We start from the raw sequence: 21,071 nt of genomic DNA on the forward strand, positions 1-21,071 counted from the left end.
ACTGCTCGCAATGACGATGCAGCATATAAATTATAAAAAAATATGAACCAAATAGAACAAAAATGGCAGCAAATTTGGCAAGAAGAAAAAGCTTTTGAAGTATCAAACGAGAGTAGCAAGCCAAAATATTACGTACTTGAAATGTTGCCTTATCCTTCCGGTAAAATCCATGTAGGTCATGTACGCAACTATTCTATAGGTGATGTTATTGCAAGGTTTATGACTATGCAAGGTTTTAACGTGCTTCATCCGATGGGCTGGGATGCTTTTGGGCTACCTGCCGAAAATGCCGCAATAAAAAATAATTCTCATCCGAAAGATTGGACTTATTCTAATATCGAGAATATGAAAAAGCAGCTAAAATCTATGGGTTTTTCTTATGATTGGTCTAGAGAGATAAATAGTTGTGATCCTGAGTATTATAAACATGAGCAGAAATTCTTTTTAGAGCTTTATGAACGAAATCTTGCTTACCAAAAAGAATCACTTGTTAATTGGGATCCGGTTGATAATACCGTTCTTGCGAATGAGCAAGTTGTAGACGGGCGTGGTTGGCGTTCAGGTGCAATTGTTGAGAAACGCTATTTAAAGCAATGGTTCTTAAAAATCACCGATTATGCTGAAGAATTATTAAACGAAATTCAGAATTTAAAAGAGTGGCCTGAAGCTATTCGGTTTATGCAAGAGAAATGGATAGGTAAATCGATAGGTGCTAACTTTCATTTCAAAATTAAGGATAATGAAGATACTACTATAGAAGTATTCTCAACCAAACCTGAAACTATTTTCGGAGCTGGCTTTATAGGAATTGCCTTTAATCATCCGATAATAGAACGGTTAGTTTCCAAAACACCTGAGATACTAGCTTTTATAACTAAATGTTCACATATTACAGGAATTAGCGAACTAGAAAAGGCTGAAAAAGAGGGAGTGTTTACCGGTCTTTATGTCATTCATCCTTTTGACTCTAATATAATATTGCCGGTTATTATTACGAATTTCGTGTTAATGGATTACGGCACTGGTGCTGTTTTCGGTTGTCCTGCTCATGACGAACGTGACCATGAATTAGCCGTTAAAATGAATTTACCTATTAAACAAGTAATAAAAGCAGATATTGATGTACAAAAGACCGCTTACACGGAAGATGGAATTTTGGTTAACTCAGATTTTCTAAACGGCTTAACTAGTAATGAAGCAAAACAAAAAATCATTGGGGAATTTGAGAAACTAGGTATAGGTAAACGCAGCGTAAATTATCGTCTAAAAGATTGGGGGATTTCTCGTCAACGCTTTTGGGGATGTCCTATTCCTATGATTCACTGCGAAGCTTGCGGCATAGTCCCCGTACCTTACAAAGACTTACCCGTTACGTTACCTGATGACGTAAATTTTGACGGTCACGGTAATCCGCTTGATCATCATCCTAGTTGGAAACATGTTAATTGTCCGAAATGCGATAAGCCAGCTGTTCGTGAAACCGATACTTTTGATACATTTTTTGAATCATCTTGGTATTTTACGAGATATTGCAATAGCAATGCTACAGATATGACCGATAAAAAAGCTTGTGATTATTGGCTACCGGTCGATAAATATATAGGCGGCATAGAGCATGCGGTAATGCATTTATTATATGCAAGGTTTTTCACTAAGGTAATGAACGAACAGAATTACGTAAGCGTTCGTGAGCCTTTTAAAGGATTATTTACTCAAGGGATGGTGCTACATGCTACTTATAAAGACGAGCATAATAATTGGTTATATCCTGAAGAAGTAGTTAAAAAAGGTAATAAATTTTTTCATAAAGAAAGCAATAATAGAGTAGTGCAGGGACGCATTGAGAAGATGAGTAAATCTAAAAAGAACCTCATCGATCTTGAGACAATGCAAGAGCAATACGGGGCAGATGCGATTAGGTTTTTTGTGCTGTCCGATAGTCCGCCTGAGAAAGATCTAGAATGGTCGGCAAGCGGTATTGAAGGCTGCTCACGTTTTATTAATAGGCTTGAGCATATGTTTGAGGCGATAGATTCTTTAAAAGATGATATAACTGAAATTAGTAAAGAGTTAAATAGATTAGTATATTTTACAATAAAGCATGTCGCCGAAGATATAAAGCATTTTGCCCTAAACAGAGCAATAGCACGTATGCGTGAGCTTTCTAATGCTATATCTGCTGAAATATCCAAAGATAAAATTGATGTTAAAACCGTAAGGCATGGCTTTAATGTTTTAGTACAGCTACTAAATCCTTTTATCCCGCATATTACGGAAGAAATTTGGCAGAAGCTTGGCAATAAAGAGCGATTATATAATTCGTCTTTTCCTGCATTTGATGAATCAATGCTAGAGTTAGATACATATATTATGGCAGTGCAGGTTAACGGCAAACTCCGTGATACCTATGAGTTTAAAACTTCCGTAAGTGAAGATGAAATAAAGCAAATTACCGTCAGTCTGCCAAAGGTACAAAAGTTCTTAGAGGGAAAAGAACTGAAGAAGATTATCCTCGTTCCTCGTAAAATTGTGAATATTATTGTTTGAAGTGAAAGATTGTGGGGATTAAAAACTAGTCAGAATGTCATACCATGGTCCTTCCATGGTATCCAGCTAAAATACTAAATTTAGTACTTTAAGTTGTTTTTAGATACCGTGGTCAAGCCGCAGTATGACACCTAGCATACTTTTATTGCATTACCACCATACTAACCCAAAAAAAGTAGTATAGCTTAAGCAGGTAAGGTAGTTACTTTTTGTAATACGTGATAAACAGCATCAAAAAAATATGTAAAGTTACTAGTATCTTTTCTAATTTACGCGAGTTTCGTATTAAGATGCCTAAATTATGGTTAATGAATATGCTATAATGCTTATCCTTTCAAGGTTTGTAAGAGGTGTGACAAGTTTTACAATTTAATAGTTATAGTCAAAAAAGACAATTTACTAAAAATTTATGCAGTTTTAAGTACATTTTATAACAAAAACAATATTACTAATATCCTCGTAACCCAGTTACTATCAGCTATTCAGTTCCTCTATTAATACGAAACTCGCGTTTTTCTATAAACTCATTTCTTAATGTCCCCCTTCGGGGATAAGAAATCCCTCGCCTTCAGGTGAAGGGAAGATATAATGAAATTGCTTTAGCAATGAATTTATATCAAGAAACATGAGAAGTTATAGAAAGAATAGTCATAGTCAGTATGATTTAAAAGTACATCTTATATGGATACCAAAATATAGGAAGAGAGTATTGATAGGCAAAGTAGCGGAAAGGGCTAGAGATTTACTAAGGCAGATTTGTATGGAACATGAAGTATATATAATTTCAGGGAAAATATCATGTGATCACGTGCATATGTTTATCTCATATAAATCACAAATATCTCTTAGCAAGTTAGTACAGTATTTAAAAGGTAGTAGCTCAAGAATTTTATTGCAAGAATTTGCTCATTTAAGAAAACAATTTTGGGGCAATCATTTGTGGGCTAGGGGCTATATGGCGGTCAGTTCAGGTAATATAACTGATGAAATGATACAGCACTATATTGATGAACAGGAAGGTGAACCTGTGAATGATGATCGATTTCTAATCGATGGGTCTGTCAGATTTTTTATGTAAGTACGATTTCTCCATTTGCCCAATTTTGTAAATTAGTATCACAAAGTATAGCAAATTGATTTAAAGCCATGGCCCAATTCTTAATAGGCATTGTCCATTTTTTAGAAGCATTTGTCAATGCTAAAAAGATTATTTTCTGAATCGATTTATCATCTGGAAATACCCCCTTATTTTTTATAATTTTACGAATTTGACGGTTAGTTGATTCAATAGCATTAGTAGTGTAAATCGCCTTTCTAATGTCTTCCGGAAAGCTAAAGAACGGAGCTATTCCAGACCAATTTCTCTGCCATATATCAAAAATAACTGGATATTTTTCATCCCATTTTTTAGCAAAATTTTGTAATTCTCTTAATCCCTCTGCTTCATTTATTGCAGAATAAACTGCCTTTAAATCAGCTGTTACCAATTTTAAATCTTTATATGATACGTATTTTACAGAGTTTCTTACCATATGAACAATACACAGTTGTACTGTGGTTTTTGGGAAAATGCTATTTATTGCTTCTGGAAAACCTTTAAGACCATCAACACACGCAACATATATTTGTTCTACACCACGATTCTTCAGTTCTGTTACTACTTGCATCCAAAATTTAGATCCTTCATTCTTGCCTATCCAAATACCTAATAGTTCCTTCTTGCCTTCTATATTCACGCCAATATCTAGATAAACTGCTTTATTTATTATTATATGATTGTCTCTTGCCTTAACATGAATACAATCTACATTATAGGATATACACTATCAAGTGCTCTATTCTGCCACGCAGTAACTTCCTCTAAAATGCCATCAGTTACCTTTGATATTAACTCAGATGATACTTTGGTGGCATATAGTTCTTCTAAGTGCCCTTGTATTTCTCGAATAGTCATTCCCCTAGCATATAAAGATATTACTTTATCATCAAATCCTTCAAATCTCCTTACTCCTTTTGGAATTAGTTGAGGTTCAAATTCTCCTTCCCGATCCCTTGGCACTTCTACTATCAATTTACGACCCTCGGAATCTATTAGAGTCTTTTCATAATTGCCATTACGTCTATTATCTGACTCCTTGGTATTCTTAGAATGCTTCTCATAACCTATATGAGATTCCATTTCTTTTTCTAAAATCTTATTTACTATCTGCTTTTTAATTTCCTGAAATATTCCTTCTTTGCCAAATATCTCAGATGGATCACTTTGTGATAGTATTTCTGATACTACTTTTTCTATAGTCGGATTTGATACTTTACTCTTATTCTTCATATTAGCCTCATGTAAGTTGTTTTAATGTCCCCCTTCGGGGATAAGAAATCCCTCGCCTTCAGGCGAAGGGAAGATATAATGAAATTGCTTTAGCAATGAATTTATATCAAGAAACATGAGAAGTTATAGAAAGAATAGTCATAGTCAGTATGATTTAAAAGTACATCTTATATGGATACCAAAATATAGGAAGAGAGTATTGATAGGCAAAGTAGCGGAAAGGGCTAGAGATTTACTAAGGCAGATTTGTATGGAACATGAAGTATATATAATTTCAGGGAAAATATCATGTGATCACGTGCATATGTTTATCTCATATAAATCACAAATATCTCTTAGCAAGTTAGTATAGTATTTAAAAGGTAGTAGCTCAAGAATTTTATTGCAAGAATTTGCTCATTTAAGAAAACAATTTTGGGGCAATCATTTGTGGGCTAGGGGCTATATGGCGGTCAGTTCAGGTAATATAACTGATGAAATGATACAGCGCTATATTGATGAACAGGAAGGTGAACCTGTGAATGATGATCGATTTCTAATCGATTCCACTTTATAACCCCTCAGCTTATAGCTGAGGGTTCTTTAGTTAATTTTATTCTTAACTATTTTTATAACTTACACAAACTTTCTGACACCCCCGAAAAATTGGCTACGTCGTCCTATAAGTACTGCGGTGCTCACGTATTAAGTCCTTGCTCTTTTCCAAATTAAACTTCGTCTACATATTTTTCATTATATTATCCTTGCATAAGTATTGTTGCATAAATCGTCCTCGCAAGGCATTGTTGCGTGGATCAATTTCACTTCTGTCATACCACCATGGGATCCAGTTAAAAATACTAAATTATTAGTATTTTTTATTGTTTTTATGGACCCCGTGGTCAAGCCACGGGGTGACACAGTGGGTTTTACCGGTCCACGTAACAATGCCTCCTCGCAATGACGATTGATTGTAGCTACAATAATCTCTTCACCTGTTCCTGCTCTAATTTTTCTTCTTTATCTAGTTTATTTAAAAATTCTTTATAAAAACCGTTTGTTATATATATACCTCTAGTAAATGAAACATTGCTTATAGTGAGATAATATGCTAATAAGTAATCATGGAATATAAAAAATTATCAATAATAGAAAAGCAAGAATTAAAGAGTCGTCATAAGCAGGAGAGAGACGGTAGGATCAGAGGATCAAAGCTGTTCTTATGTATGATGATGGCTATAGTATTGGTGAGATATCAAAAGTGTTAATACTGAGTGATGAAGGGATAAGGAACCATTTAATAGATTATCATAATGATCAGAAGCTGAAGCCGGAAAATGGTGGTAGTTGTAGTAAACTTACTAGAAATCAAGAAGAAGAATTAATAGAGCACCTTGAAACTAATAATTATGTGTATGCTAGAGATATAGGTTTGTATATAGAAAATCAATATGGAGTAATCTATACATTAGCTGGTGTAATAAAGTTATTACACAGATTAGGTTTTAGTTATAAAAAACCTAAGTTAATTCCTGGAAAAATAGATTTAGATAAACAAGAGGAATTTAAGCTTCAATATAGTTTGTTAAGAAATAATTTAGCAAGTGATGAGTGTATTTATTTTATGGATAGTGTTCATCCACAATATCAAACTAGGGCTCGATTTGGTTGGATTAGAAAGAATGCAGTAAAAACATTACCAAGCTTTAGTGGATGGAAACGTAAGCATATTATAGGTGCAATTAATCTAAAAAGTCTAAATGTAGTAACAACTGATAATCCTAAGGTTAATGGCGATTATATCATTGAATTTTTAAAGAAATTGGAAGAAAATAATCAAGATAAAAGTAAGATTTATCTGATATGTGATAATGCGGGATATCGTAGGTCAAAAAAGGTTAGAGAATATCTACAAAATAGTAAAATAGAGCTAGTCTTTTTGCCACCGTATAGTCCCAATCTGAATCCCATTGAACGACTGTGGAAATTTATGCATTCTATTATAAGTAACAATAAATTTTATGCAAATTTTGAAACATTTACTGATTCTATAAGGTTATTTTTTGAGAATATTGAAAAATATAGAAATAAAATTTCTTCATTGGTAAATGACAATTTCCAAACTATTGTTCCTAATCACTTTAACAACTCTTCATGTTAAAGAAGTATATTTAACGAATTAGAATCCCAAGAACAATTTGATTGCTTTATTAAGAATGAAAAGCTTAATCCTAAAGAAGAAAAACAAATATTTAAACATAGTAGTAAGCTGAAGTTTGCAACCGAAATAATTCAAGATGCGAAAATAAGGTTGGAAACCAGTAATTTTAAATTACTAGATGTCGGAGCAAATAAAAGATTAGATACCCATGAAATTAAGATAGATAGCCACAATAAAACACTAAAAGATAGTGGAACAATACAAAAAGCAGAAATCTTTAGAGAAATTGAAAAATTAAAACAGGAAAACATCTTATTTTACAATTATTATTACACTTTCTATTGTACTACAAGAACTATTATACTAGATTTTCAAATTGCTGAGGCTAAGATATTTAAAAATAATACTATAGAGGAAGAAGCTATAATTAAAATATTTGTAAAAAGTTAGATGGGGTTTACAACATAATCGAAGCAAGGCGTAAGAGAAAATAGGAAAATAAAATAATTAGTATAAACGATATTATTCGCAATACAATTGGAATGGAAGATTTATACGATAACTTAAAGAAAATAGCTATTATCATGTTAAAACACAAGAACGTAGAGAGGAAATAATAAATCCCTCCAAAATACCTGTATCAAATTCTTATTCCACTAAATTTCGAGCTAATATAAAAAAATTAGGTAATGTAGTTAAAGAATTGGGGCTTCCTAAAGCTATAGAAAGACATGATAAGGATAATATAGCCGTGCAACTAGCTTTAAAGGACTCTATTTTATTTTCGAATCTTTATATACAAACCGTGATGATATATTGAATGAAAAAAACGATTTTTACGTGTAGGATGAAAAGGGTGAAAATAGTAATATTGTCTAATGTTAATCTCTTTTGACACCCAATAAATGCAAAAGTTGTTGATGTGATATTCATCTTGATAACTTCTTGGGCTTCTTTCATTAAGGATCAGATATCTTTATCATATTGGCTATCTAGCAACTTATCTGATTGTGATTATTAGAAAGAAATTGCTTTCACGAGATTTTCCCTATGCTTAAGAGTATTTCGTCACATTGTCAGGGTAGCTCTTTTTCATACCCTTAGATTCATCTAGTGACATAGATGGTTTCCTGCCTAGCGGAAATAACTCTTTGATACAACCTCGTGTCATACACTATTATATGGCTTTTTGGTTATTTAGGTATATGTTAAATATTGATGAATATCATATGAAAGTAATAAAAAACAAAAAATTTCCTTTCATATATCCTTTAGTGTTTTATAATGGCATACAAAATAGAGTTAATTTTATTCTACATTTTGACCAAATTTGGTCAAAATGATAATAGAAATAGAAAAAATACTTAAATCACAATTAATATAGCCAAAAATTTAATCAAAGCCGGTAAAAAACTGACTTAATAGCTACCTCAACCGGATTAAGAAGGAAGAGGGTGAGAAACTTAAATAAATTACTCATACATGTATTTATTATCATTTATATTAGGAGGATTAAATGCATTACTCCGTCAATTACGTTTATCAATTAGCTCTATAGAGTTTTATAAAGACGTATATATAAACTATCAAGGATACGGAATAAGATATTTATTTACCGTGTCTTTTATTTCGTCAATAATTTATTGTATTTTTATATTAAATTACATAATAACTTTAAAAGATTATTTTAACGGAATACAATCATCAAAAGTTACAGACAACATTGAATATATTATCAATCAATTACCGGAAATTAAATATAATAATTCAAAAATTTCAGTTGAAGAAGTAGAGCCTATATATTTATATAGTAAAAATAACAATAAAATAGTCGTCATTGATACAAAAAATCAAGTTTCTAATAAAGAAAAAAGCAAAATACCGTTTGTACTTGAAGAGAATAAGCTGAAGATAAATTTAATTGTAGCCAATACTAAGAAAAATTTCCCAAGTACTGTTAACTATTCTGAGATATTCAAACAAAATGAAGTAATTTTAACTCCTGAAATAATAAAAAAATATTTTGCTGATAATTTATTATATGCACCAAATTTATTTATTTATTTCGGTATGCCGGCTATTATATTATTTTGGTTTGTAACATTCTTATTAGAGAGAAGTATTATAGTTTTGTTAGTATATAGCTTAGCTAATTTACTTACTACTAAAACTTCAATACAAACTTCTATAAGGTTAGTAATGTTTTCAAGCGGAGTCCTGATAATATTACAACCGGTTATTATTATATTAATACCGGAATTAAGCATATTATTACAGCTACTACAAATGTTTACAACTTGTTTAGTATTTGTCGCTATTTGGCAAATTAACAAGAGCCTGTCGAGTTATATATAAGGAAGAATTTATTTAAAATTATTTATGATGCTTTGATCATCTTTTCTACTTCTCTAGACCCTACACAATTAAAGAAAGCATGACGAGCTTGAATCTCATTTGAAAAAAATCCAGCTTCAGCAATCTTTATATATTGTGTCCTGTATATTGTGCATCTTTATTTATTGTGCTACAAAATTGCTGAGCAAGGTTTGTAGCTTCTTGTAAATCATTTAAAGAGTAAGTTATAACTACGCTTGCTGGTGTAAAACTTATTACTGTTGGATGATAGCGAGGAGATTCAGGAGTTATTATATACTTCTTTAACATGAAGAGTTGTTAAAGTGATTAGGAACAATAGTTTGGAAATTGTCATTTACCAATGAAGAAATTTTATTTCTATATTTTTCAATATTCTCAAAAAATAACCTTATAGAATCAGTAAATGTTTCAAAATTTGCATAAAATTTATTGTTACTTTATTGATAATTTTTTATATTCCATGATTACTTATTAACGCGAGTTTCGTATTAAGATGCCTAAATTATGGTTAATGAATATGCTATAATGCTTATCCTTTCAAGGTTTGTAAGAGGTGTGACAAGTTTTACAATTTAATAGTTATAGTCAAAAAAGACAATTTACTAAAAATTTATGCAGTTTTAAGTACATTTAATAACAAAAACAATATTACTAATATCCTCGTAACCCAGTTACTATCAGCTATTCAGTTCCTCTATTAATACGAAACTCGCGTATAACAACAAATCTGGTCCTAAAAGTCGACTGAACAGAAGTGAGGTAATAACAATTATAATAGGCTACTGGCAGTCATCTTATGATTGTTTTAAGAATTATTATCTGAAGCAAATATGAATTCATCATCAAAGAGATTTTCAATTAGTAAGCTATAGTCAATTTATAAAAATAATAGGTCCACATTTACCACTATTAGTACTAATATTCAATTCTATTTTGGATCAGTGTGACGGACTCTCTTTTGTAGATTCAAGTAGTATAGAGGTATGTAAGAGATACCGTATTTCAATGAATAAAGTGTTCGCCGGCATAGCAGCAAGCAGTAAGACAACAAAAGGTTGGTTCTATGGACTTAAACTACATCTAATAATTAATAGAGCCGGTGGTATAGTTAAAGCATCTTTTAGCCCTGGCAATAAGGATGATAGAAAACAGCTGGAACTGATGATCAAAAATCTTTTTGGTAAAGTATTCGGAGATCGTGGTTATATTTCGCAACAATTATTTCTACAACTTTTAGAGCAAGGAATTTTTATGGTAACTAAGGTAAAGAAAAATATGAAAAATAAACTTATGTCTATGTTGGATAAAATATTATTGCTTAAAAAAGCATTAATAGAATCTGTGTTTAGTAAAATTAAACTATTGGGGAAGTTTGAGCATTCAAGGCATAGATCAGTTACAAATGCCTTTGTGCATATGGTTGCAGCACTGATAAATTATCAAATGTCTGATAATAAACCTTCTATTACATCTCTCTTGATATGCTAAATCCTATGCTATATTAATTCGAAACTCGTGTTAACAAGCTAATTTTTTATTAAATAATATAATTATATACTTGACTAAATTACTTGGGTATTGTAGATATAAAACAATTTTAAGTTTTAAGGTTATATGATGCTGACGACGAAAGGAAGATATGCCGTAATGGCAATACTTGAAATGGCTTCAAAATCAAGTGCTGAACCGGTCACTTTGTTTGAATAAAATTTCCGTAAAACAAAATATATCGCTTAACTATTTAGAGCAGATATTTTCTAAACTTAAAAAAGCTGATCTAGTTAAGGCTATTAGAGGATTGAAAGGTGGGTATATTTTAATAGGTAACTTAGAAGAAATAAAAATTTCTGATATTATGGACGCCGTTAACGAAAATTTTATAATGACTACCTGCTATAAGAAATCAGTTAAAACTTGCGTACCTRATACAATAAAATGTAATTCGCATAAATTATGGAAAGGTCTTGGGAAGCATATTTAGAGATTATTTTGAAAATATATCCATTAAGGATGCTTTAGAGCTAAGTATTATTTAAATATATGATATATTTAGACCATAATGCTACTACTTCTATCGACCCTAAAGTTAAGGAATTCATAATAAGTTTGATGGACAAGGAGCTTAACCCTTCATCAGCACATAGTTTAGGTAGATTTGCTAAGAATATCATAGAAACGGCACGTTCGCAAATAGCGGCGGCTCTTGGTATAACCTTATCATCTAGAAAATATGATATTACCTTTACGTCATCGGGAACTGAAAGTAATAATTTAATAATGAAAAATTTTTATGACGGCGATATTTTTATTTCAGCTATTGAACATTTATCGATCTATAGTCGTATAAACTACGCTCCAAATATTAAAGTTATAAGAGTTAATACGCAAGGGCTAGTTGATTTAGAACATCTAGAAGAGTTGTTATCTCAGAGTAATACTAGTAAAAAACTAGTTTCCGTAATGATGGCTAATAATGAAAGTGGGGTTTTGCAAGATATAACCAAAATAAGTGAAATAACTAAAAAGTATGATGCAAGATTTCATAGCGATTTAGTGCAAAGTTTTGGCAGAATACCCATAAATATCAAGGAGTTAGGTTTAGATTTTGTGACGATTTCAGGGCATAAAATAGGAGGGGGGCAGGGTGGTGCTGCTTTAATCTCTAACTCTAACTTTCAAGTTACTCCAATGATTATAGGAGGAGGGCAGGAAAAATCAGTACGCTCAGGCACTGAAAATGTTTTAGCTATTGCAGGGCTTGGTTTGGCAGCTGAATTAACAACAAAAGATATCTCAGAAAAATATATAAAAATCAAAAGCTTACAGGAAGTTTTAGAGAAAAAATTAAAAGAATATCCAAACGTAAATATTGTTAGTAATAGCGTAGCGAGATTACCTAATACTACCTTAATTACTATACCGAATACGGATGCACAAGTGAAATTAATCGGGTTTGATTTACGTAATATTTGCGTAAGTTCCGGCTCTGCTTGTTCATCGGGAAAAATATCTAAATCACACGTATTAACCAATATGGGTATGAATGAAGAAGAAGCAAAATCTTCGATTAGGATATCTTTAAGTCATACTAATACGGTAAGTGATATAGAAACTTTTATAGAAGCTTTTGGGGAGATTTACGATGTCATTCCCGCATAGGCGGGAATCCATAAAAAATAAAAAAAGACTGAACCCCGTGGTCAAGCCACGGGGTGACGAAAAACAAACTATTTAACATGTAACCATATGAACCCACAATTAGATTTAACCTTACCGATATATATGGATTATCAGGCAACAACGCCACTAGATCCAAGGGTAATGGAAGCAATGTTGCCCTATTTTACTACCAAGTTCGGGAATCCTCATTCACGTAGCCATTCTTTCGGCTGGGAAGCAGAAAACGCCGTTGAAGAGGCAAGAAGTAGGGTAGCAAGGTTAATAGGAGCGGATACTAAAGAAATTATTTTTACCTCTGGTGCAACCGAATCTAATAACCTTGCAATAAAGGGAATAGCAAAATTTTACGGCAATAAAAAGAATCACATTATTACTATAGTTAGTGAACATAAATGCGTACTTGACGCTTGCAGGCATTTAGAGCAAGAAGGTATAAAAATCACATACTTACCGATTAAACCAAATGGAATAATCGATTTAGAAATATTAAAAGAAGCTATTACCGATCAGACTATGTTAGTTTCAGTTATGGCAGTTAATAATGAAATAGGTGTTGTTCAGCCTTTAAAGGAAATCGGGAAAATTTGTCGTGAAAGAGGCGTTTTCTTTCATTCCGATATTGCTCAAGGTTTTGGTAAAATTCCAATTGACGTTAACGAGTTTAATATTGATCTTGCCAGTATCTCAGGACATAAAATTTACGGTCCGAAAGGAATAGGGGCCTTATATGTAAGGAAAAAACCTCGTGTGCGTGTTACGCCGCTTATAAACGGTGGCGGGCAGGAGAGAGGTATGCGTTCGGGTACGTTACCGACTCCTTTAATCGTAGGGCTTGGCATGGCTGCTGAAATAGCGTATAGTGAAATGGAAAAAGATACTAAGCATGTAAATTACTTATTCGACAGATTTTTAAATAATATACATAGCCGAATTTCAGAAGTTTATTTAAACGGTGATAAAAATCAAAGATATAAAGGTAATTTAAATTTAAGCTTTACCGGAGTTGAAGGAGAATCAATTATCCTTGCCATTAAAGATTTAGCGGTTTCCTCCGGTTCTGCTTGTACTTCTGCCTCTTTAGAGCCGTCATATGTTTTACGTTCCATGGGAATCGGTGAAGAACTTTCCCATACTTCAATCAGGTTCGGCATAGGTAGATTTACTACCGAGCAGGAAGTTGACTACGCAGTAAATTTAATATGCTCAAAAATCGATAAACTAAGGGAATTAAGCCCTCTTTGGGAAATGATACAAGAGGGGATTGATTTGAAAAAGATTAAATGGGCTGTACATTGAGAATATCGTCATTGCAAGCAGCCGTAGGCTGCGTGGCAATCTCGTCAAATATCCTGAGATTGCTTCGTCAAAACTTGCAGTTTCTCCTCGCAATGACGGCTCGGGTATTCACGCAAGTATAACATACAAAACCAAATTTTAGAGAATAACAATGGCTTATAGTAAAAAAGTGATAGATCATTATGAAAATCCTCGTAATGTTGGATCGCTTGATAAAGAAAATAAAAATGTCGGGACGGGACTAGTTGGAGCTCCTGCTTGCGGTGACGTTATGAAGTTACAAATCGAAGTTGATGATGACGGGATTATTACAGATGCTAAATTTAAAACATTCGGCTGCGGTTCAGCTATTGCTTCAAGTTCTTTAGTAACGGAGTGGGTTAAAGGAAGATCGGTAGAAGATGCTGAGACTATTAAAAATACCGAAATAGCAAAAGAATTGTCACTTCCACCGGTAAAATTACATTGCTCACTACTTGCTGAAGATGCAATAAAGGCAGCTATAGCCAATTACAAACAGAAAAAAGACTCTTAAAAAACATGAAAAATGTTATTTCATTAACCGATTCTGCTGCAAAGCAAGTAAAATTGCTAATAGAAAAACGAGCCAAGCCTACCTTTGGTATTAGGGTAGGGGTTAAGTCAGGCGGTTGTGCTGGTCAGACTTATTACGTTGAATATGCCGATAGTAAAAATCAATTCGATGAAATAGTTGAAGAAAAGGGCGTACGGATACTAATCGACCCTAAAGCATTAATGTATATTCTAGGTTCTGAAATGGACTATGTAGAGACTAAATTCAAATCCCAATTCACTTTCACCAATCCCAACGAAAAAGCTAATTGCGGCTGCGGCAAATCTTTTAGCGTATAACACTTTAAAATCAATAAAGGTTTTAAAATATATTTAACTGGATTTATAATAAAATATTCTCTTGTCCTTCTTTTCTTCTGATTCGGTACTGTGGATGTTTTTAATCTTGTCCAAATTTCACCAAGAACGGTTTATATTATTTAATAAAAATGAGCATGGAATCAAAATAATTCAAGGTAATAAAGTACAGGACCTTGATAATATAGAGGGGATAAAGATTGAGCAAGAGTATGGATATTTTTCAAGAGATATTCGCAAAAATGTTTTCATACTTTTGTTTTTCTATGAAAATATATGATTTGAAAAATAGTCATATTGTAGGAGGAAAAGATACTAGTGGGCATTATGAATATGTTAATAATACAAACACAACCGGACATTTAGACAAGTTTCAGGATAATGAAATTGTATTCTATGAAAACCCTAATGACCCGAATTCTGGATTAAAAGAGGTAGGAATGGAAGTATTTACAAGGGATAGAAGATATTCTAAATAACGCGAGTTTCGTATTAATAGAGGAACTGAATAGCTGATAGTAACTGGGTTACGAGGATATTAGTAATATTGTTTTTGTTATAAAATGTACTTAAAACTGCATAAATTTTTAGTAAATTGTCTTTTTTGACTATAACTATTAAATTGTAAAACTTGTCACACCTCTTACAAACCTTGAAAGGATAAGGATTATAGCATATTCATTAACCATAATTTAGGCATCTTAATACGAAACTCGCGTTATATAAGTTTTTAGCAAAAAAACAAGAGTATCCCCTTGAAGAAAGATATTACCGCATTATTTTGTTTTGTCGATGATTTTTGTAAAGTTGCTGAATATTGGATTAGTCGGTCTTTTTTACCAATTAGCAATAAAAAACCTACAAGAGAGTCTAAGATAAGCCATTCTGAGAAGAATAAACTTATACCATTGATTGAAAAATTTTTACTACGCAAACGCTCAATTATTGAAACAGTTTTTAGTGTACTAAAGGGGTCTTTTGAACTTGAACATACAAGACATAGATCAATTTGGAATGCCTTCGTCCATATCTTATCTACTCTTGTTGCTTACTGTATGAAATCTAACAAACCAGCTATATCTAAAAATTATCTAATCCAGAATTGAGGTTAATGGTAATTGTTTTTTAGGTAATCAGCTGGATATATTAGGTAAATTGATGGATTCATGATAGGGGTAGATTACAAATCCCACTTGATTAATTACCCACTATGTATTATTCTATAAGCTATGATATAAAAAGTAATTTGTATGACTCAAGCATGTATATTAAAACCGGATACGAAAGGAAGAATAAAACTTGGTAAATTAGCTAAAGGGGTAAGTAGCTTTCACGTTGTTGTTGATAGTAAAAAACGCAATTAAATAACGGTATTAAAGATTCCGCTAAAGGGCAAGTTAAATTTATAGAAGATTTTAGTAAATATTTAGATGATGACTTTTAAAATTCTTTTTACTATTCAAGCTAGTAAAGATTTGGAAGAACTCGAAAATAATAAAGGATTAGAAAAACGCTTAAAAGCAGTAAGAAAAACATTAGTATATTTACAAGCAAATCCTCGTCATCCTAGTTTAAATACCCATAAATATAAATCTGTTAAAGGACATAACTGAGAAGAAATATTTGAAGCTTATGCTGAAAATAATACTCCTGCTGCTTATAGAATTTTTTGGCATTATGGACCAAACAACCTGAACAGAAGTACCGTAATTTTGTGAAATTTTTCTTACTACATGACAATTTTTCATTTTATCATCTTTGGATATTGGAATATCAAGGACAACAGCTGTATCCAACGTACTAAACGTACTAATTGAGTAGAAATATTATACAAGATATTAACCAATGTATCTAATCCAACACGAAATATACTATTTTGCCTATAACCATGTTTTTTAATAACTATTGGTTTATCTAAAACTATAATCTCTCCAGTTTGATAAGCTAGGCAAAATGCAATAGACAATATTGGCATCAATTCAATATAATCAGAGTTACCACACTTTTTATCACTTGGAAAATTCCAAAAAGGGGGATCGCTATACCATGAAAACTGACAGCTAAATATAAAATATTTATATGTCGTTTACCAAATTTCCAATTCGTTCTATCTAAACACAATACCCATTTTTGCTCCTGCTCAAACCCAGTCATCATGACTAACATAACAGGTAATACTCTCCATGATATTGAGATTTCAGAGATAAATCTTTGCATCCTTCTATACCATGAAGCTGCTTTAATCCCAGACGGCATTCTATTGCATAACAATGACATGTTTACTGTCCTGCTGTTAAGCATTGAAATGATAAATAATCCTAAACATTTTGCTCTTGATAAATTAAGCGAAATATGTTTTTGTAATAATTCGACTAGAGGGGCGGAATGATCTTTCATATGTAAACCAAGTTCTTTTCCCGTTATCATCATGAATTATCAGCAAAATTCAATCCTTTAGTCCTTACATCTCTAAAAATTGTCATGTAGTAAGAAAATTTTTGATAAAGTGTCTCCTGATTTCACTGTATAAACTTTAGCGGTACGATTTGGCATATTAACTTCTAAGATTATTTTTGATAGCTTAAAAAAGCTATCAATTAATTATAGTAGTTTTAACTATTGCTAAAAATCATTATTTCAGCTATTTTAAAGCTGTTTCTTTAAATTAGATTAATATGTCACAAAAATTAGGTTTCTGGGCGGTTTTTGCCTTAGTAACCGGCAGTCAAATCGGTACTAGCGTTTTTATATTGCCGTTAAGTTTAGCACCATTCGGTATATACAGCATTTGGGGCTGGGTACTTTCATTATTCGGTGCTATGAGTATAGCACTTGTATTTTCTACACTTTGTGCAAAATTTCCTAAAACAGGCGGTCCGCACGTTTATGTGCGGGAAAGTTTCGGGGATAAGATAGCTTTCTTCACCGGCTGGACTTACTGGGTTATATCCTTCGTCAGTACAAGTATAGTTGTTATCTCTGCAATAGGTTATCTAACACCTTTTTTTAAATCACAAGCGATTTTGGATTTAATATTACAGCTAATATTATTAGCTGCTATTACGGTTTTAAATTTAAAAGGTCCTGAAGTAGCAGGAAAAGCAGAGTTTTATTTGACTCTCTTAAAATTTGTTCCGCTGCTTGTAGTAGGTTTATGTGCATTATCTCATTTTAATATAGATAATATAACTATAGCTGAAGAAGTCGAAAGTTTAAGCATTCCGAGTATTATGGGAAGAGTTGCACTTCTTACTTTTTGGGGATTTATCGGAGTAGAATGTGCAACTACTACAGCAGGAGTGGTAAAAGATCCGGCAAAAACCATTCCAAGAGCCATAATAGTTGGAACTTTCTGCGTAGCAGTTTTATATATTATCAATAGCGTAGGTATAATGGGATTAATCCCTGCTTCTGAACTTATTAGTTCTAAAGCTCCTTATACCGATGCCGCTTCATTATTATTCGGGGGTAAATGGTCAAGTGTAATTACGGTTATAGCCTCGATTATATGTATAGGTACACTCAATGCTTGGGTACTAACTAGCGGACAAATTGCTCTAGGACTTGCAGAAGACGGGTTATTACCGAAATTTTTTGCTAAGAAAAATAGCAATAATGCTCCAACTCATGGAATTATTGTAAGCTGCCTTGGCATTGTGCCGTTATTAATCTTTACGGCAAATGATAATTTTTCCAAACAGATTACACAAATAATAGATTTCTCGGCAATAACATTCTTATTCGTCTATTTAATTTGTAGCTTAGCATTTTTAAAAGTAATTCTTAGTTCAAAAGAAAATTTTTCTTATTATTATTTACTTATAGCAATAATATCGGTTATCTTTTGTGCTTGGGTTATCTATGAAACACCTGTTAAAACTCTAATTATAGCTAGCTCCTTTGCTATTCTCGGTATTCCTTTATATTATGGATGGTATACTCGGTGAATTTCAAAAATTGGCGTTGTCGTCTAACAAGTTCTGCGGTACTCTTAAGTAACGACTTCCGTTCCTCGCCTTGCAGACCGATTACTCTTTTTGAAATTAACCTTCGTCTACCAATTTTTCATTATGATGGCTCAGCCTCCAAGCGGGCAAGAGAACGACATAAGAGATATAAACATGACAAAAATCCGTATTAATCTACTTAGAAATTTATTCACAGAATATGATATAGACGGTTATATAATTCCGTCTAACGATAAATATATGAGTGAATATGTTCCAAGCTACGCAAAGAGACTTGAATATATAACAGGTTTTACTGGTTCAAACGGTATAGCTATTATATATAAAGATACAGCATTATTTTTTACTGACGGACGTTATTTAGAGCAAGCAAGTAAAGAGCTGGATTTAGAGCTTTTTAAGATTTTTGACTTAAAAGATATATCTAAGTTTGGTAAAGATGCAAAAATAGGATACGATTCTGAATTATTTACTTATTCCGCTATATCAAATTTAAAGTTCAACTTTCAGAAAATTAACGGAAATTTAGTTGATAAGATTTGGCAAAATCAGCTGCTAGAGCCAAACTCTAAAGTTTATTTGCATGATATTAAGTTTGCGGGCGTTAGTCATACTGATAAAATAAGTAAATGTCGTGAAATTGCATTGTCATCCCACGGCTTGACCGCGGGATCTAATAAAAATAATTGTTTTTTGGATCCCGCGGTCAAGCCGCGGGATGACACCGAGCAATCTGCCTTAGTTATTCTCGATAGCTCCTCCATATGTTGGTTACTAAATTTGCGGGCTAGTGACGTTAGTTATACGCCTTTAATGTTTGCAAAAGTTATACTCACTTCTACACAATTATATTTGTTTATAAATCCTACAAGAATCGATGCCGAAATTATTAATGCTCGTCCTGAAATAACGATTTTACCGGAAGAAGAATTTGAAAATGTTTTAAGAGATAGCGAAAATATTTTTATTGATGATACTATAGCCTCTGTTCATATAATGGACTTAGTAGCTGATAAAAAAGTACAAAAAATTACCGATCCGTGCTTAATGCTTAAAGCTTGTAAGAACGATGTAGAAATTGAGCATGCAATCGATTTTCATATTAAAGATGCAGTAGCTTTATGTGAGTTTTTTGCTGATTTGGATAGAAGTATTCGTTATTGCGAGGAGGCATTGTTGTGTGGACCGGTAAAATCCAACTGGTTCCCGTGGTCAAGCCACGGTATGACAAAGACTATAACCGAACACACCCTTGGTTTAAGGCTTACAGAGTATCGAGCTAAACAAGAGGGATATGTTTCGGATAGTTTTCCTGCTATTTGTGGATTTCAGGAAAATAGTGCCATTATTCATTATAGAGCTGATCAAAAAACTGCTAAAAAAATTATAGGGCAGGGGATATTACTAATAGATTCCGGGGGTCAGTACCAAGGTGCTACTACCGATATAACTCGAACAATAGTGATAGGTACGCCGAATGATGAGCAGAAAAAGCGTTATACGCAAGTACTTAAAGGACATATTGCTTTAGCTAAAACCAAATTCCCTAAAAATATCGTTACAGGAGCTAATCTTGATATACTAGCTCGGCAATATTTATGGCAAGAAATGCTAGATTATCCGCACGGTACGGGTCATGGGGTAGGGAGCTTCTTAAGCGTTCATGAAGGACCGCAAAGCATAAATCTTCGTAATAAAACAATACTTAAAGCAGGTATGATCTTATCTAATGAGCCTGGATTTTATATTCCAGGAAAATACGGAATTAGAATCGAAAATTTAATGTATGTAAAAGAAAATAATGGATGGCTTGAGTTTGAGACCTTAAGTCTAGTGCCTTATGCTAGTAAATTGATTGATATGAAACTACTTAATATTGATGAAATAAACTATATCAAGGAATATTATAACAAAATTAGAGCTAAAATTTATTATGATTTATTATCTCCGCAAGCGAGGAATTGGCTTAATAATGAAATAAAATCATTTTAAAGATGCAGTTTTGGATAGAAGTATTCGTCATTGCGAGGAGGCATTGTTGTGTGGACCGGTAAAATCCAACTGGTTCCCGTGGTCAAGCCACGGGATGACAAAGACTATAACCGAACACACCCTTGGTTTAAGGCTTACAGAGTATCGAGCTAAACAAGAGGGATATGTTTCGGATAGTTTTCCTGCTATTTGTGGATTTCAGGAAAATAGTGCCATTTAGTGATATTGTAATTGACGTTTCCGTTATTTATTGGTATAAAGTCTGTACATTATTGGGACGTCGCCAAGTGGTAAGGCAACGGTTTTTGGTATCGTCATTCGGAGGTTCGAATCCTCCCGTCCCAGCCATTTT

General features: G+C 32.7%; 18 protein-coding genes, 1 tRNA gene and 4 pseudogenes. 19 read left to right on the plus strand and 4 right to left on the minus strand.

The annotated features are described in order from the left end of the window. Positions 1 to 42: 42 nt before the first annotated feature. Positions 43 to 2,547 carry a leucine--tRNA ligase gene (gene leuS, locus REIS_RS03290; RefSeq protein ID WP_008579839.1) on the plus strand — a complete coding sequence of 835 codons (2,505 nt, stop codon included), beginning with the start codon at positions 43 to 45 and terminating at the stop codon, positions 2,545 to 2,547. A gap of 625 nt (positions 2,548 to 3,172) precedes the next feature. Further along, entirely contained in the window at positions 3,173 to 3,625 is a 453-nt protein-coding gene (gene tnpA / locus REIS_RS03295; RefSeq protein ID WP_008579840.1) for an IS200/IS605 family transposase, read from the plus strand. On the opposite strand, the pseudogene REIS_RS10995 reads toward tnpA (REIS_RS03295), so the two are convergent. Next, positions 3,618 to 4,876: pseudogene (locus REIS_RS10995) on the minus strand (IS256 family transposase). The gene tnpA (REIS_RS03295) and the pseudogene REIS_RS10995 sit on opposite strands and share 8 nt — an antisense overlap. Positions 4,877 to 4,991: 115 nt before the next feature. Here REIS_RS10995 and tnpA (REIS_RS12365) point away from each other — a divergent pair. Beyond that, a pseudogene (tnpA, locus tag REIS_RS12365) lies at positions 4,992 to 5,432 on the plus strand (IS200/IS605 family transposase). Between the two features lie 212 nt (positions 5,433 to 5,644). On the opposite strand, the pseudogene REIS_RS17745 reads toward tnpA (REIS_RS12365), so the two are convergent. Beyond that, a pseudogene (locus tag REIS_RS17745) lies at positions 5,645 to 5,812 on the minus strand (tRNA(Ile)-lysidine synthetase); the annotation flags it as partial. A gap of 250 nt (positions 5,813 to 6,062) precedes the next feature. Between REIS_RS17745 and REIS_RS03320 the strand changes: the two are divergent. The 13 genes and pseudogenes from REIS_RS03320 (at position 6,063) to REIS_RS14865 (ending at position 16,372) form a co-directional block, all read left to right on the plus strand. Next, entirely contained in the window at positions 6,063 to 7,016 is a 954-nt protein-coding gene (locus REIS_RS03320) for an IS630 family transposase (RefSeq protein WP_256377136.1), read from the plus strand. A 150-nt stretch (positions 7,017 to 7,166) separates the two neighbouring features. Next, a complete protein-coding gene (locus REIS_RS03325; protein ID WP_008579845.1) occupies positions 7,167 to 7,466 on the plus strand; it encodes a hypothetical protein in 300 nt (99 codons plus the stop codon). A gap of 731 nt (positions 7,467 to 8,197) precedes the next feature. Continuing rightward, positions 8,198 to 8,359, plus strand: coding sequence for an Rpn family recombination-promoting nuclease/putative transposase (locus REIS_RS03330; protein ID WP_256377137.1), 162 nt, complete (start codon positions 8,198 to 8,200; stop codon positions 8,357 to 8,359). 139 nt (positions 8,360 to 8,498) lie between these two features. Then, positions 8,499 to 9,371: a DUF1189 family protein gene (locus tag REIS_RS03335; protein WP_008579848.1), complete on the plus strand. Its 873-nt coding sequence runs from the start codon at positions 8,499 to 8,501 to the stop codon at positions 9,369 to 9,371. A gap of 855 nt (positions 9,372 to 10,226) precedes the next feature. Then, a complete protein-coding gene (locus tag REIS_RS11000) occupies positions 10,227 to 10,880 on the plus strand; it encodes an IS982 family transposase (protein WP_083787754.1) in 654 nt (217 codons plus the stop codon). Positions 10,881 to 11,006: 126 nt separating this feature from the next. After that, positions 11,007 to 11,428 (plus strand): annotated as a pseudogene (locus REIS_RS03350) (Rrf2 family transcriptional regulator). Positions 11,429 to 11,432: 4 nt separating this feature from the next. After that, the gene (locus tag REIS_RS03355) at positions 11,433 to 12,551 is read left to right on the plus strand and encodes a cysteine desulfurase family protein (protein ID WP_008579853.1); all 1,119 of its coding nucleotides are present in this window, start codon (positions 11,433 to 11,435) and stop codon (positions 12,549 to 12,551) included. 87 nt (positions 12,552 to 12,638) lie between these two features. Then, positions 12,639 to 13,868: an IscS subfamily cysteine desulfurase gene (locus REIS_RS03360; RefSeq protein ID WP_008579854.1), complete on the plus strand. Its 1,230-nt coding sequence runs from the start codon at positions 12,639 to 12,641 to the stop codon at positions 13,866 to 13,868. A 151-nt stretch (positions 13,869 to 14,019) separates the two neighbouring features. Next, the gene (gene iscU / locus REIS_RS03365; RefSeq protein WP_008579855.1) at positions 14,020 to 14,403 is read left to right on the plus strand and encodes a Fe-S cluster assembly scaffold IscU; all 384 of its coding nucleotides are present in this window, start codon (positions 14,020 to 14,022) and stop codon (positions 14,401 to 14,403) included. Positions 14,404 to 14,408: 5 nt separating this feature from the next. Further along, the gene (locus tag REIS_RS03370) at positions 14,409 to 14,741 is read left to right on the plus strand and encodes an iron-sulfur cluster assembly accessory protein (protein WP_008579856.1); all 333 of its coding nucleotides are present in this window, start codon (positions 14,409 to 14,411) and stop codon (positions 14,739 to 14,741) included. 230 nt (positions 14,742 to 14,971) lie between these two features. Continuing rightward, the gene (locus REIS_RS03380; protein WP_160142962.1) at positions 14,972 to 15,238 is read left to right on the plus strand and encodes a hypothetical protein; all 267 of its coding nucleotides are present in this window, start codon (positions 14,972 to 14,974) and stop codon (positions 15,236 to 15,238) included. A gap of 276 nt (positions 15,239 to 15,514) precedes the next feature. Beyond that, the gene (locus REIS_RS17075; RefSeq protein ID WP_008579859.1) at positions 15,515 to 15,865 is read left to right on the plus strand and encodes a transposase; all 351 of its coding nucleotides are present in this window, start codon (positions 15,515 to 15,517) and stop codon (positions 15,863 to 15,865) included. 327 nt (positions 15,866 to 16,192) lie between these two features. Further along, on the plus strand, positions 16,193 to 16,372 hold the full coding sequence (locus REIS_RS14865; RefSeq protein WP_179943705.1) for a hypothetical protein: 180 nt from the start codon (positions 16,193 to 16,195) through the stop codon (positions 16,370 to 16,372). Between the two features lie 131 nt (positions 16,373 to 16,503). Here the strand turns inward: REIS_RS14865 and REIS_RS03400 are convergent, their stop codons facing one another. Both REIS_RS03400 and REIS_RS03405 read right to left on the minus strand, forming a co-directional pair. Then, positions 16,504 to 16,737 (minus strand): hypothetical protein, encoded by a 234-nt coding sequence (locus REIS_RS03400; RefSeq protein ID WP_371256133.1) that lies wholly within the window; start codon positions 16,735 to 16,737, stop codon positions 16,504 to 16,506. After that, a complete protein-coding gene (locus tag REIS_RS03405; RefSeq protein WP_008579864.1) occupies positions 16,734 to 17,189 on the minus strand; it encodes a hypothetical protein in 456 nt (151 codons plus the stop codon). The genes REIS_RS03400 and REIS_RS03405 overlap by 4 nt, the downstream gene beginning before the upstream one ends. 245 nt (positions 17,190 to 17,434) lie before the next feature. On the opposite strand from REIS_RS03405, the gene REIS_RS03410 reads away from it, so the two are divergent. The 3 genes from REIS_RS03410 (at position 17,435) to REIS_RS03420 (ending at position 21,067) form a co-directional block, all read left to right on the plus strand. Further along, positions 17,435 to 18,706, plus strand: a complete 1,272-nt coding sequence (locus tag REIS_RS03410; protein WP_008579865.1) for an APC family permease — start codon at positions 17,435 to 17,437, stop codon at positions 18,704 to 18,706. A 123-nt stretch (positions 18,707 to 18,829) separates the two neighbouring features. After that, complete coding sequence (locus tag REIS_RS03415; protein ID WP_037213967.1) at positions 18,830 to 20,719, plus strand: aminopeptidase P family protein; 1,890 nt, start codon at positions 18,830 to 18,832, stop codon at positions 20,717 to 20,719. Positions 20,720 to 20,992: 273 nt separating this feature from the next. After that, positions 20,993 to 21,067 (plus strand) — tRNA-Gln (locus tag REIS_RS03420). Positions 21,068 to 21,071: the final 4 nt, after the last annotated feature.

This window comes from Rickettsia endosymbiont of Ixodes scapularis (assembly GCF_000160735.1).
GTDB classification, from domain to species: Bacteria; Pseudomonadota; Alphaproteobacteria; order Rickettsiales; family Rickettsiaceae; genus Rickettsia; species Rickettsia tamurae.